This window comes from Nocardia inohanensis NBRC 100128 (assembly GCF_001612945.1).
Taxonomy (GTDB): Bacteria; Actinomycetota; Actinomycetes; order Mycobacteriales; family Mycobacteriaceae; genus Nocardia; species Nocardia inohanensis.
On the sequence record NZ_BDBK01000008.1, the window covers coordinates 334,892 to 348,076 of the forward strand.

Consider the following 13,185-nt stretch of genomic DNA (forward strand, 5'->3'; position numbering starts at 1 on the left):
AGGTCTCCCATGGGCAATCGCTATCTGAACGGCGCCTTCGCCCCGATCGAGCACGAGTACACGCTGACCGAACTGCCTGTCACCGGGCGCATTCCGGAGCATCTGGACGGGCGCTATCTGCGCAATGGGCCCAATCCCATCGGGGAGGTGGATCCCGCGCTCTACCACTGGTTCATGGGTGACGGGATGGTGCACGGGATCCGGCTGCGGGACGGGCGCGCCGAGTGGTATCGCAATCGCTATGTGCGCGGGCCGAGCACCTCGCAGCGGCTCGGCGAACCGATGCGCTTCACCTCGAATCCGTTGGCGGGCATGGGATCCAACACCAATGTCATCGGCCATGCCGGACGCTTCTTCGCCCTGATGGAGGCGGGCGCGGCCAACTTCGAACTCTCCGGCGAACTCGACACCGTCGGCATCTGCGATTTCGACGGCACCCTCGGCGGCGGCTACACCGCCCACCCCAAGCGCGACCCCGATACCGGTGAGCTGCACGCGGTTTCGTACACGTTCATGAAGCCCGGGACCGTGCAGTACTCGGTGATCGGCGTCGACGGGCGGGCCCGTCGCACCCTCGACATCCCGGTCACCGGATCGCCGATGATGCACGACTTCTCGCTCACCGAGAACCATGTCGTCTTCTACGACCTGCCGGTCACCTTCGACACCGGGCAGGTGGCGGAGATGATCGTCCCGCGCTGGCTTCGGCTGCCGGCCCGGCTGCTGCTCTCGGCCATGATCGGCCGCATCCCGATTCCGAGCCCGCCGCGCCCGAAGACGCCGTCCGCGAACCGGCGCCTGCCCTACAGCTGGAATCCGCGCTATCCCGCCCGGATCGGGGTCATGCCGCGCGAGGGAACGGCGGAATCGGTGCGCTGGTTCGAGATCGAGCCCTGCTATGTCTTCCATCCGATGAACGCCTACGACGACGGCGACACCATCGTGCTGGATGTGGTGCGGTATCCGAAGATGTTCGACACCAACCGGACCGGGCCCGACGACGGCGCGCCGACCCTGGACCGCTGGGAGGTGGACCCGGCGGCCGGCACGGTGAGCCAGAGCCGCTTCGACGACCGCGCCCAGGAGTTCCCGCGCATCGACGAACGCCTGACCGGCAAACGGCACCGGTTCGGGTACGCCCCAGCGGTCGGCGAGGGCCTGAGCGGCGAATCGACCCTGCTCAAACACGATCTGGTGAACGGCAAGACCTTCACCCGTTCCTTCGGCGCGGGTAAAGCCCTGGGCGAGTTCGTCTTCCAATCCGCGAGCCCCGACGCCGCCGAGGACGAGGGCGTGCTCATGGGCTTCGTCTACGACGCACCCACCGATCGCAGCGAACTCGCCATCCTCGACGCCGAGACCCTCGATTCCATCGCCAGTATCCAGCTCCCGCACCGGGTCCCACAGGGCTTCCACGGCAACTGGATTCCGGAGACATAGTCACTCGGTGCGGGCGGGCCGGGCGAGCAGCAGCAGACTCACCGCGAGCACACCCATCCCGCACCACGACACCAGCGGCAACCGTTCACCCACGACGGTGACCCCGAGCAGTGCCGCCACCGCCGGTTCGGCCAACGTCAGCGTCGTCGCCGTGGTGACGGTGGTGTGCCGCAGCCCGTAACCGAAGAGCCGGTAGGCCAGGAAGGTCGTGAACACCGCCAGATGCAGGGCCACGGCCGCCCCGCGCGGGCTTGCCAGCCAATGCATTCCGCTGCCCAGCACGACCGGCAGCACCAGCACCGCCGCCCCGCCGAACATCACCCCCATCACCGCACCCGAATCGTGCCCGCGCGCGATCAACCGCCCGCCGAGCATCGAATAGATCGCATAGGTGAGCCCACCGCACGCCGCCAGCCCGACGCCGAACAGGTCTATCTCCTGCCCCTTTCCACCGAGCACAGGCCCCAAAACCATTACCGCACAGCCGCTTACCGCGAGCAGGGTGGCCGCCGCCCATCGCGCGGCCGGACGCCCCTGTCCGGTAAACCATGCAAGCAGTCCCGCGAACACCGGCGCACTGCCGAGCGCGATGACCGTCGCCATCGCCACGCCGGTCCGAGCCACAGCGGGATAGAAGGTCACCGGATATCCGGCCACGGCAACCGCGCCCAGGACAAAAAGCCAACGATCCCCGGCGCGGCGGACCGATCGAGTTCGCGCCGCCCCACGTCGAGTGGTGGCGAACAGCAATGCCCCGCCGAGCAGCAGCCCCGCCGAACCGATTGCGGCAGCGGATGTTCCCGACGGCGCGAACGAGGCAGCGGTCCCGGTGCTGCCCCACAACGCCGCGGCGGCCAGGATCGGAATCGGCCCGTTCCACGCGTACCCGCGCGCGGGCGATGAGATGCGAGTTGAAGTGCTGATAGGCACAGTCGTCCACTCCGTATCGAATTCCATTGGGAAGGAGTCGAAACGGGCGCACGACGAAGTCCGTGCCGTCCGGAATGGATCAGCAGGAGCGTGAAACGAGAGTCAGCCGATGCGCCCGATCAGGCGACAGGCGGCGGAGTGACAGCGTGCCAGTAGGTACCCACACGGGCAGCCTACCCGTGCACCGGCAGCGACGGGCGCGACGGTCACCAGGGCAGAGGATGGCCGCCGCGGAAGAATCCGCCGGCGGGGCCGTCGTCTGGCAGAGTCACGGCCCGAACGACGCCGGTCGCAGGTGTCGTAGGTTGCCATCATCGACGCAGAAAATCTAACCGAGCGGGATCCTGGGTGAAGTTTCTTCGGTAGCGTGCAGTAATGCACAAGGTTCCTTCGATTCCGGCACGCTCATCGACTTCCGGACGGCCGCCAGTCCCGGCTCGGCCGGTGCTGGACGAGATCGACCGGGTTTTGCTGGATCAGCTGGCTCGGGATGGGCGGATGACCAACCAGGCGTTGGCGGAGGCGGCGGGGATTGCGCCGTCGACTTGTTTGGGGCGGGTGCGGTCGTTGGTGGAGCGGGGGGTGATTCGGGGGTTTCATGCGGATATCGATCCGGCTGCGCTGGGGCGGGATCTGGAGGCGATGATCGCGGTGCGGTTGCATGCGGAGGCGCGGGGGGCGCTGGCGGCGTTCGGCGCTCAGGTGGCGGAGTTGCCGGAGGTGGAGAACGTGTATTTCATTGCGGGGGCGGATGATTACTTGATTCATGTGGCTACCGGGAGCTCGGGGGAGCTGCGGGGGTTCGTGCTCGATAATTTGAGTGCGCATCCGGCGGTGGCCTCGACGGAGACGATCTTGATTTTCGAGCATGTGCGGCCCGGGGGGCGGCCGGATCTGTCGTAGCGGGCGGCCGCCCCGTCGAGGTCAGGCAGCCAGGGTGTGGGGGGTGTATCCGTGTGCGGCGGCTACGGATTCGGTGAGCAGGAGGCCGTCGTGGGTGCTGAGGCCGGCGGCCAGGCCGGGGTCGGCGGCGGTGGCGGCGCGCCAGCCGTGGTCGGCCAGGGCGGTGACGTAGGGGAGGGTGGCGTTGGTGAGGGCGATGGTGGAGGTGTTGGGGACCGCGCCGGGCATGTTCGCTACGCAGTAGAAGATCGAGTCGTGGACTCGGTAGGTGGGGTCGGCGTGGGTGGTGGGGCGCGAATCGGCGAAGCAGCCGCCCTGGTCGATGGCGATATCGACCAGGACCGAGCCCGGTTTCATCTGGGCGACAAGGTCATTGGAGACCAGAGTGGGGGCCTTGGCGCCGGGGATCAGGACCGCGCCGATCACCAGGTCGGAGGAGCGCACCAGGTTCTCCACCTCGAGGCGGTTGGACATGATGGTGCGCACCCGGCCGTGGTACAGGTCGTCAATCTCGCGCAGGCGGGCGATGTTCACGTCCAGGACGGTGACTTCGGCGTGCATGCCGTGCGCGACGGCGATGGCATTGCGGCCCGCCACGCCCGCACCGATCACGGTGACCTGGGCGGGGCGCACGCCGGGGACGCCGCCCATCAGGACGCCGCGACCACCGCCGTGCCGCATCAGGTTGTAGGCGCCGGCCTGGGGAGCCAGCCGGCCCGCGACCTCGCTCATGGGAGCCAGCAGTGGCAGCGATCCGTCACGCGCGGTGACGGTTTCGTAGGCGATTGCAGTGGTGCCGGAGGCGAGCAGGGCGTCGGTGCACTCCTTGGAGGCGGCCAGGTGCAGGTAGGTGAAGAGCACCTGTCCGGCGCGCAGCCGCGAATACTCCTCGGCTACCGGTTCTTTCACCTTCAGCACCAGGCCGGCGGTGGCCCAGACCTCGTCGGCGGTGTCGAGTACCTGTGCGCCGGCGACGCGGTAGGAGTCGTCGTCGAACGCGGAGCCCGCGCCCGCACCGGCTTCGATGTACACCTCGTGGCCACGGGAGACCAGTTCGTGGACACCGGCGGGCGTGCAGGCCACGCGGTATTCGTGGTTCTTGACTTCGCGGGGGATTCCGATCCTCATGACATGGAAGTATGAATATTCTGCGAGATCTACTCCAGATACCTGAAGATGATTCTTGAATTGGCGTTCTGATCGTTCATATCACCGAAACAACGTGCTGTCCGTCCAGGTGTGTCGAAGCATCTTCGGCTTCGGCTAGACCTCGGGCGATCCCCAGCCGTCGTCGATCGGCCAGCCACCACCGCGCAAATGCTCACGCACACGCGTCAGATCCGCTTCGCGCGGCATCGCATCGGTGAGCCTGGTGATGAGCACGCCCACATCGACCTTGTCGGCAGGCCAGGCCCCTTGCCGCACCAGCGCTTCGGCCACCGCCTGGATCTCGGCTTCGGACAAGCGGCGAGCCAGCAACGCCACCAGGGGCACATAATCGGCATCCGGCACACCCTGCGGATATCCGGCACGCAACCATTCCACGATCTTGGCGAGCAGTTCGGACAGCCCCATTCCGTTGCCGCGACGCCGATTTCAGAGGTCGCCGGGGCGGGCCGGCGCGGCGATCGGGATCGACCGGTGGGTGGTCACGGATCACTTCTTCCGGGGTTTGGCGCCGAAAATCTGGACATCGAAGGTGTGGCTGATGAAATCCCTTGCGATGAACAGTATTCCGGCCGCTACCACTACAGCCACGAGGGCGAAGCACAGATAGGCGACGGTGCGTTCGAGTGTGCCGCGAGACTGCGCCGGGCCGTGCGCGGTGACCGGTTCCAGCGCCCACAGGCGCACTCCGAGGCCGAAGATCAGGGGCACGCCCGCGCCCAGGACGATGGCGATGGCGGTCACCTCGCCGAGGGATTTCGCGATGGTGGTGAAGGTGTGCACGATCAGCCTCCTCAGTGCGCTGCCTCGGCGGGCTCGCGGGCCGACGGCGGGGCCAGCCCGTCCGCCCAGTCCTCGTTCACGTTGGTGGTGTCCACCCGGTTGCGGCGTGAATGCAGGTACATGTAGGTCGTGGCGGCGATCAGCACGCTCAGATCGATGAGCACGCCGCTCAATCCGCCCGCCAGGTCCGCGACCCACCAGCACAGCGCGCCGACCAGACCGGCCAGCGGCAGGGTCAGCACCCAGGCCACCGCCATCCGGCCCAGCACGCCCCAGCGCACCTCCGCACCCGGCTTGCCCAGTCCGGTGCCGAGGATCGAACCGGTCGCGGTCTGGGTGGTCGAGAGCGGCAGCCCGAACTGCGCGGAGGTGAGAATGATGGCGGCGGACGAGGTTTCGGCGGCGAAGCCCTGCGGGGAATCGATCTCCACCAGACCCTTGCCCAGGGTCCGGATGATCCGCCAGCCACCCAGGTAGGTGCCCGCCGCGATGGCGACCGCGCAGGCCACCTTCACCCACAGCGGGATATCGTCACCGGAGCCGAACGTGCCGTGCGCGACCAAGGCCATGAAGATCACGCCCATGGTCTTCTGCGCGTCGTTGGTACCGTGCGCGAGCGAGACCAGCGACGCCGAACCGATCTGCCCCCAACGGAATCCGGTGCGCACCCGACCCGGCTCGGCACCGCGGGTCAGCCGGTACACCAGATAGGTGCCCAGCGCCGCGACCAGTGCGGCCACGAACGGCGCCAGCACCGCCGGAACGATGATCTTGTTGAGTACACCGGTCTTGGCGTCGCCGCTCCAGATCACCCCGCTGGTGCCCAGCGCGGCCAGCGCCGCCCCGATCAACCCGCCGAACAGGGCGTGCGAGGAACTGGACGGGATACCGAACAGCCAGGTGAACAGATTCCACAGAATCCCGCCCACCAGCCCGGCGAACACGATGTGCAGCAGGGCCATATGGTGCACGCCGCCGATGTTCAGCAGCCCGCCCGCCACGGTCTTGGCGACCTCGACCGACAGGAACGCCCCCAGCAGATTCAGCACGGCCGACAGGGCCACGGCCACCCGGGGGCGCAGCGCACCGGTGGTGATGGAGGTGGCCATCGCATTGGCGGTGTCGTGGAAGCCGTTGGTGAAATCGAAAGCCAGCGCGGTGATTACGACGATCAGAAGCACGATCAGCTCAGCGCTCACGGTTTCAGTGTCGGTTCGAAAGCGTCCGCCGAAACCGCCGGGGGCAGCTGTTCACCCGATGTTCAGCCGCCGGTTCCCAGGTCGTGGGCGCGACGGTACGCCGTGAGTGAACCGGGCACGCGCGGTGCGGGTTCCGGGCCGAGAATGACGGTATTCGATCCGATTGTGGAGGGTATTGATGGATGAGGTACTGCTGACGCCGCCGGATGCGGACGAGGTGCGATTGCTGGCGAGCGGGGTGGTGTCGGCGGCGCGCGGAGAGGCGGGGCTGACGCCGTTGCAGGAGTTGCTGATTCCGGCGTTGTTCCAGTCGATGACCGGGCACACGGTGGAGCTGGCGGAACTCGCGCCGGTGGACCCGGCGCAATTCGCGGAGGGGCTGGCGCGCCGGAACCGGATCTTCCGAGAGCGGATCGTGCAGACCATGCTGCTGTCGGCGCTGGTGGTGCGGCCGCTGCCGGAGACGGTGGCGAATCGGTTGCGGGCGTTCGCCGATGCGCTGCGCGTGGACGACGACATGATCGCGGTGGCGCAGAAGTACGCCGAAGGCGCGGTGGACCTGGCGGCCGTGGACTTCTCGCGCAACGGATACCTGGGCGGGGTGGACGCGGATCGATTGCACGCCTTGCACACCGGTGGGCTGGACAGTTCGTGGAGTGCGGTGGTCGACGATCCGCAGCTGGCGGAGCGGTGGGCCGAGCTGTGGGAACTGCCGGTCGGGACGCTGGGGCGCGGGGTGGCCGACTTCTATCGCGATCGCGGGTTCGTGACACCGGGCAAGCCGGGATCCGCGCCGCCGCTGCTGGCCCAGCACGATTGGGTGCATGTGCTGGCGGGGTACGGGACCACGTTGGAGAACGAGATCGAGGTGTTCGCGTTCATGGCGCGCGCCAATGACGATCCGCGGGCGTTCTCACTGCTGGCCATGGTGATCTCGCTGTTCGAGACCGGGTATCTGCGGGCGGGGGCGGGGTTGTTCGAGGCCGACGAAGGGCATTTGAGCACCAGCGGGATGGCATGCCGGTTGGGTGATGCGATGCGCCGGGGCGCGCTCACCAAGGGCAGTCACGACTTCCTGGACCTGGACTGGTTCGGCCTGGCCGATCGGCCGATCACCGTGGTGCGCAACGAGATCGGGCTGGTGCCCAAGGACGCGGTCGCGGTGGCGGCGGGCTCGGTCGGGCCGTGGCAGCCGGGCGGGATCACCCCCTACCAGCTGCACTCGGCCCAGGCCGCGGCCGAATCCGAAGGGCGCGTCTATATTCCGTGGACGCCCGACGCCTCGCGGGATTGACCGGGCGGGTCGCACGGGACTCGCATCGAACCGGTCAGACCGAGCCCAGTAGGTCCAGCATGCCGGAAACCGCGGCGGGCCAGGTGAATTGTTCGGCCCGGTGGCGGGCGGCCCGGCGGCGCTGCCCCGGCGGTTTGGCCAGCACATCGGTGACCGCGTCGGCGAATGCCCCCGGATCGTCCGCGGCCACCGCGCCGCAGTCGGCGGTGACGATATCCGCGAGCGCGGAGGAGCGGCTGGCGACCACCGGCGTCCCGGCGGCAAGGGCCTCCAACGCGGCCAGTCCGAAGGTTTCGTGCGGCCCCGGCGCCAAGGAGATGTCCGCGGTGGCCAGCAGCGTCGCCAACCGCGTTCTGTCGTCGATGAATCCGGCGAAATGCACCGCGGGCTGCCCGTCCCGCAACGGCGGAATGGTCCGGGCCCGGCGTTCGAGCGCTTCCCGGCGCGGCCCGTCCCCGGCCACCACCAGCCGCGCACCGACCCCCGCCCGCCGCAATTCCCCCACCGCCTCGATACTGCGATCGACCCGCTTCTCCACCGACAACCGGCCACAGTGCACCAGCAGCGGGAATTCGGCGGCGGCGAGATCATCGCGCAACGCCCGGTCGTGCCGAGCCGGCGTGAACATCTCCAAGTCCACCCCCAACGGCACCAACTCCACATTCGGTACGTCGATCCGCTCGAACTCCTCCCGCGCGAATTGCGTTGTGCAAACCACGATGTCGTAATTGCGCGCGGTCCGCCGATTGGCCGCGTCCGCGGCCCGGCGAGCAGCCGGCCCCGGCAGCACCTGCCCGATCAACCGATCCAGCCGCTCGTGCGAGATCATCACACTCGCCACATCCCGCCGCCGCGCCCACCGCCCGAACCCCCGCAACGTCAACCGATCCGACACTTCCAGCGCATCGGGCCGCAACCCGGCCAGCACATCGGCCACCCGCCGTGGATGCGCCGCCCGATACCCCCCGGTCCACGGAATCGCCGGCGCGGGCACCGTAATCCGCACCACCCCCGACCCCAGCACCTCCTCCTCCCGCCCGGCCCCGGGCACGATCAACACCACTTCATGCCCCGCCGCCACATACCCGCTCCCCAGATGATGCAGTGCGGTGCGCAGCCCCCCGGAGCGCGGACCATAGAAATTAGCCAGCTGAACGATGCGCACGCCGCCGATCGTCGCAGTCGCGCGGGTTACCGACGGCACCCGCCGGCCGAACTGCGCGTGAACACCGAGCGAAGAACCAGAGCGCCGAATCAGCCGGTCGTCTGGCCGATCACCAGGCCGGGTCCGAGTGTCCGCGCCATCGCATCGGCGATCGGTGGACACGGATAGCCGTAGTTGCCGAGCTTGTAGCCAACCGACATGAACACCTGCACCGGATGCACCGGGCCGTTGTCCGGATCCGCGCGAGAATCGGCGCAGACGGGCCGATACTGCGGGCGGGCAAGTGCGAAGCAGGTCAGCAGGATTCGACAGTCCTCCCGCCGGAAATAGTTCAGCACTTCGGCATTGGTGAAATCGAGCCGGTCGAAGATGATGGCGATGTCCTCGCGGCCATACGGGGCGGCGGCCAGCGCGGGGGCGATCTCCGCCGGATCGGTCCCACTGGCGAGTACCCGGCCCGATTCCCGGACATCTCCCCAGGGTGCGGGCTGTTCGTCGCACCATTCGGCGCTTTCGGCCATATCAGTGGCCCGCGTGTCGCCCACGGTCAGCGAACCGTCGCGAATGTTCCAGCGAATGCCGCCGAGAATCCCGATATACGGAAGTTCGGCATTGGCGGACAGCTCTCCGGCGACCAGCGTCCACGGCCCGCATGCCACGCCGTACCGGATCAGGCTCGCCGCCATTTTCGCGAATTCCGACACCTCCGGCAGGAACGCCTCATAGGGGGCGATGAATTGGTCGGTCCAGACACCAATACGGAAGACCTTGCCAGGACGAACCCGGCGTACGGAACCGGATTTTCGGTGGCGTCGGCACTGGTCTGGCCGCTTGACCTGTGCGGCGGGTAGCGTCGGGGCATGGCGTTCAAGCGGATCGATCGGCGGACGGTGCCCGACACCGTGTTCGAGCAGTTGATGGGGGAGGTGCTGGACGGGGAGCTGGCGCCGGGGGCGGCGTTGCCGGCCGAACGTCAGCTGGCCGAGGCGCTGGGGGTTTCGCGGCCTACGGTGCGGGAGGCGTTGCAGCGGTTGGCGCATTCGGGGTTGGTGGAGGTGCGGCAAGGTGGGTCTACGACGGTGCGGGATTACCGCAGGCATGCGGGGATGGATGTGTTGCCGCGGTTGCTGGTGCGGAAGGGGGAGATCGATCGGGGGGTGATCGGGTCGATTCTCGAGACGCGGCGGGTGCTGGGGCGGGAAGTGGCGGGGCTGGCGGCGGAGCGGGCGGGGGCCGGGCTGGCGGAGGCTTTGGACGGATCGCTGGATGCGCTTGGGGGGCAACGGGATCCGGTGGGGCAGCAGCTGGCGGCGGTGGCGTTCTGGGATGTGCTGGTGGACGGGGCGGATTCGATTGTTTTCCGGCTGCTCTACAACGATCTGCGGGCGGTGTACGAGCCGGCGATCGAGGCGCTCGCGGGGTTGATGGCGCCCGAGGTGGGGCGAATCGATGCCTACCGGAAGGTCGCGGCGGCCGTGCTGGCCGGTGACGGTGCGGCGGCTCGGGAGACGGCGGCGGACCTGCTGGCGCTCGCGTCGGCCGAATTCGATGCCTTCGTACGCCGGATCGGTGCGAACGAAGGCTGAGCAGGCCGCCCGGTTCGCGGTCGCGCCCGGGTTCGGCGAGGTCGAGAGCGGGTTCTGAAAGTCGGCTGGATTGCGCTGTTGCCAAGTGCCGCCTTGTGACTATATTGGTCTGACCACTTGGCCACCGGGCCAACAAGGGCGTTTTGACGAGGCGGTTGGGCATGACGGCACTGCATGAGGTGCGATCGGGGACGGTGCTGGTCGAGCGGGCGCGGGCGGCGCAGACGGGGTGGGGTGCGCTCGAGGTCGAGGAGCGGGTGGCGATGCTCGGGCGGCTGCCGCGGGTTTTGCTGCGGAATCTGGATCGGATCGCGGATGTGATCGTGGCCGAGAACGGGAAGCCGCGGGCCGAGGCGCTGGCGCACGAGGTGGTGCCGGGGATCGCTCTGGCTCGCCGGCATCTGGGGGCGGCGGTGGCGACGCTCGGTCCGGCGCGGATCAGCTCGTTGACCGCGCCGCATCGCAAAACCGTTCGGCTGCATCGGCCTTACGGGGTGGTGGTGGCGATCGCGCCGTGGAATCTGCCGTTTCTGATTCCGTTCAGCCAGGTACTGCCCGCGCTGCTGGCCGGGAATTCGGTGGTGCTCAAGCCTTCCGAGCTCACGCCGCGAGTGGGCGAGGTGCTGGTGGAGCTGTTCGCCGAGGCGGGCCTGCCGGACGGGGTGCTCCAGCTCGCGCTCGGCGATGGGACGCTGGGCGCGGAATTGATTTCGGCGGGGCCGGACAAGGTGCTGTTCACCGGGTCGCTGGCCACCGGCCGCAAGGTGATGGCCGCGGCGGCGGCGTTCCCGATTCCGGTCGGGCTGGAACTGGGCGGTGTGGACGCGGCGATCGTGCTCGAGGACGCCGACCTGGAATTCACCACCTCGGCGGTCGCGTGGGGCGCGAATTTCAATGGGGGACAAGCGTGTTGCTCGATCGAGCGGGTGCTCGTGCACACCGAGCTGTATGAGCCGTTCCTGGCGCGGCTCGCGGACAAGCTGCGGCGAATCGACGTTCGCACCGATCTCGCGCCGGCCATCGACGAACGGCAGCACCGGGTCTGGCAGCGGCATCTCGAGGCGGCGCGGGCAGCCGGGCTCACCGTGCAGGGCGGTGAACAACTGGCGGACCGGCACATCACGTCCGCTCTGATCAGCGGTGATCAGGTGACCGAGGCCGAGGTGTGGATCGAGGAGACGTTCGGGCCGGTAGTCGCGGTGGCCAGGTTCGACACCGACGCCCGAGCGGTCGAGCTCCATAATGCGAGCGAATACGGGCTGACCGCGAGCGTGTTCTCCGGCGATGTGGCCCGCGCCCGCACTCTGGCGGCGCGACTGCGTGCCGGTTCGGTGGCGATCAATGATGTTGCCGCGACGCTGTACTCGACGCCCGAACTGCCGTGGGGCGGAATCGGGCGCTCCGGGTTCGGCCGCTCGCACGGCGTGGACGCGCTGCTCGACGCCTGCTGGGTGCAGGTGGTGGACGCGCCGCGCGGACCGGCCTTCGGACCGAAACGCCCCTGGTGGTATCCCTACGGGCCCGAATTGGAGGACGCGTTCCGCGAACTCGCCGCCGGGGTCGCCGCACCCGGCCCGGCCGGTTTGGTGGGCGGCGCGCAACGTGCCGGCCGCCGCCTGCTCACCATGCTCAGCCGGCAGCCGAAGCTTTGACCGCCCTGCCGGGCTCATCGAATCAGAGGTCTCGAATCCATGTCTGCTCTCCTACAGAACAATCCGCGCCTGACCCCGGGCGGCGACCATGTCGAATCGTGGTTCGTGCGCGCGAATGATCCGCATTCGCCACGCGCTCTGTGGATCAAGGCCACCGTCCTGACCTCCCGGGACGGGACCGCGATCGCGCAAGCCTGGTGCAGTGTGTTCGACGGGGATCGGGTCAAGGCGTGGTGCGCCGATATTCCCTTGTCGGCGGCGGTTTTCGACGCGGACGAGAAGGGGCAGGACCACACGGTCGGACCGCTGCGATTGCAGTTGAATGCCGACGGCGGTAGTTCGCGCGGTGTGCTGGCGGACGAGTCGGCGCGCGTGGAATGGGGATTCGAGTTCGCCAAGACGCCGATCGTCGGAGAGCCGCTGTCGATGTTGCCGACCGACCGGCTGCTCGACGCGAAGTTCCCGAGCAACAAGCTGGTCACGCCGTTTCCGGTGGCGGCGGTCAGCGGGTACCTGGAATGGGCTGGTGAACGCTGGAATCTCGATGGGTGGCACGGCATGCAGGGCCACAACTGGGGGACTGCGCACAGTCCCGAATACGCCTGGGGGCATTGCGTTTTCACCGATACCAACGGCGGTGAACCGTTCGCCGTGCTGGAGGGTGCGTCCGGCCGGACTCGGATCGGCAGCCGCGTCACCCCGCTGCTTTCCATGCTGGTGATCCGGCGCGGCGACCAGGAGTACCGCTTCGACCGGATCCTCGATCTGTGGCGGCAGCAGCCACGCCTGGATTTCCCCGACTGGACACTGCGCATGCGCGGCCGCGACGGGACCGCCACCTTGCGGATGAGCGGTGCGCCGGAACGCATGGTGTGCCTGGCCTATCGCAATCCGGCCGCGCCGACCAGCTATTGCCTCAATTCCAAGACCGCGACGGTGTCGGTGCATGTCGAACCGATCAACGCCAATGCCTTCCGATTGCGCAGCGAGCACGCGGGCGCACTGGAATTCCTGACCCCGCGACCGCATCCCGCCGTGCGCCCGATCGTGTGAACGGAGTACCTCC

At 68.3% G+C, this 13,185-nt stretch carries 13 protein-coding genes; 6 read left to right on the top strand and 7 right to left on the bottom strand.

Annotated features, from left to right (window positions below; genetic code table 11):
- Window positions 1-9: 9 nt before the first annotated feature.
- Entirely contained in the window at window positions 10-1,440 is a 1,431-nt protein-coding gene (locus NI1_RS17375) for a carotenoid oxygenase family protein (RefSeq protein WP_067821408.1), read from the top strand.
- Here NI1_RS17375 and NI1_RS17380 read toward each other — a convergent pair whose 3' ends face one another.
- Window positions 1,441-2,397: a DMT family transporter gene (locus NI1_RS17380; RefSeq protein ID WP_174564503.1), complete on the bottom strand. Its 957-nt coding sequence runs from the start codon at window positions 2,395-2,397 to the stop codon at window positions 1,441-1,443. It abuts the gene before it with no gap.
- A gap of 348 nt (window positions 2,398-2,745) precedes the next feature.
- On the opposite strand from NI1_RS17380, the gene NI1_RS17385 reads away from it, so the two are divergent.
- Window positions 2,746-3,273 (top strand): Lrp/AsnC family transcriptional regulator, encoded by a 528-nt coding sequence (locus NI1_RS17385; RefSeq protein WP_067821411.1) that lies wholly within the window; start codon window positions 2,746-2,748, stop codon window positions 3,271-3,273.
- Window positions 3,274-3,294: 21 nt separating this feature from the next.
- Here the strand turns inward: NI1_RS17385 and ald are convergent, their stop codons facing one another.
- The 4 genes from ald to NI1_RS17405 form a co-directional block, all read right to left on the bottom strand.
- Window positions 3,295-4,401, bottom strand: a complete 1,107-nt coding sequence (gene ald, locus NI1_RS17390; protein WP_067821414.1) for an alanine dehydrogenase — start codon at window positions 4,399-4,401, stop codon at window positions 3,295-3,297.
- A 135-nt stretch (window positions 4,402-4,536) separates the two neighbouring features.
- The gene (locus NI1_RS17395; RefSeq protein WP_067821417.1) at window positions 4,537-4,848 is read right to left on the bottom strand and encodes a DUF3349 domain-containing protein; all 312 of its coding nucleotides are present in this window, start codon (window positions 4,846-4,848) and stop codon (window positions 4,537-4,539) included.
- Between the two features lie 81 nt (window positions 4,849-4,929).
- The gene (locus tag NI1_RS17400) at window positions 4,930-5,223 is read right to left on the bottom strand and encodes a hypothetical protein (protein WP_067821420.1); all 294 of its coding nucleotides are present in this window, start codon (window positions 5,221-5,223) and stop codon (window positions 4,930-4,932) included.
- Window positions 5,224-5,234: 11 nt separating this feature from the next.
- Window positions 5,235-6,422: an inorganic phosphate transporter gene (locus tag NI1_RS17405; RefSeq protein WP_067821424.1), complete on the bottom strand. Its 1,188-nt coding sequence runs from the start codon at window positions 6,420-6,422 to the stop codon at window positions 5,235-5,237.
- 178 nt (window positions 6,423-6,600) lie between these two features.
- On the opposite strand from NI1_RS17405, the gene NI1_RS17410 reads away from it, so the two are divergent.
- Window positions 6,601-7,716, top strand: a complete 1,116-nt coding sequence (locus NI1_RS17410) for a hypothetical protein (protein ID WP_067821427.1) — start codon at window positions 6,601-6,603, stop codon at window positions 7,714-7,716.
- A gap of 34 nt (window positions 7,717-7,750) precedes the next feature.
- On the opposite strand, the gene NI1_RS17415 is transcribed toward NI1_RS17410, so the two are convergent.
- Window positions 7,751-8,881, bottom strand: a complete 1,131-nt coding sequence (locus tag NI1_RS17415; RefSeq protein ID WP_067822492.1) for a glycosyltransferase — start codon at window positions 8,879-8,881, stop codon at window positions 7,751-7,753.
- Window positions 8,882-8,970: 89 nt separating this feature from the next.
- Complete coding sequence (locus tag NI1_RS17420; RefSeq protein ID WP_067821430.1) at window positions 8,971-9,585, bottom strand: hypothetical protein; 615 nt, start codon at window positions 9,583-9,585, stop codon at window positions 8,971-8,973.
- A 156-nt stretch (window positions 9,586-9,741) separates the two neighbouring features.
- Between NI1_RS17420 and NI1_RS17425 the strand changes: the two genes are divergently transcribed.
- The 3 genes from NI1_RS17425 to NI1_RS17435 all read left to right on the top strand — a co-directional run bounded on the left by NI1_RS17425 (window position 9,742) and on the right by NI1_RS17435 (window position 13,172).
- On the top strand, window positions 9,742-10,467 hold the full coding sequence (locus tag NI1_RS17425; RefSeq protein WP_067821433.1) for a FadR/GntR family transcriptional regulator: 726 nt from the start codon (window positions 9,742-9,744) through the stop codon (window positions 10,465-10,467).
- 161 nt (window positions 10,468-10,628) lie between these two features.
- Window positions 10,629-12,119 (top strand): aldehyde dehydrogenase family protein, encoded by a 1,491-nt coding sequence (locus tag NI1_RS17430; protein ID WP_067821436.1) that lies wholly within the window; start codon window positions 10,629-10,631, stop codon window positions 12,117-12,119.
- A 39-nt stretch (window positions 12,120-12,158) separates the two neighbouring features.
- The gene (locus NI1_RS17435; RefSeq protein WP_067821439.1) at window positions 12,159-13,172 is read left to right on the top strand and encodes a hypothetical protein; all 1,014 of its coding nucleotides are present in this window, start codon (window positions 12,159-12,161) and stop codon (window positions 13,170-13,172) included.
- The last annotated feature ends 13 nt before the right edge of the window (window positions 13,173-13,185 follow it).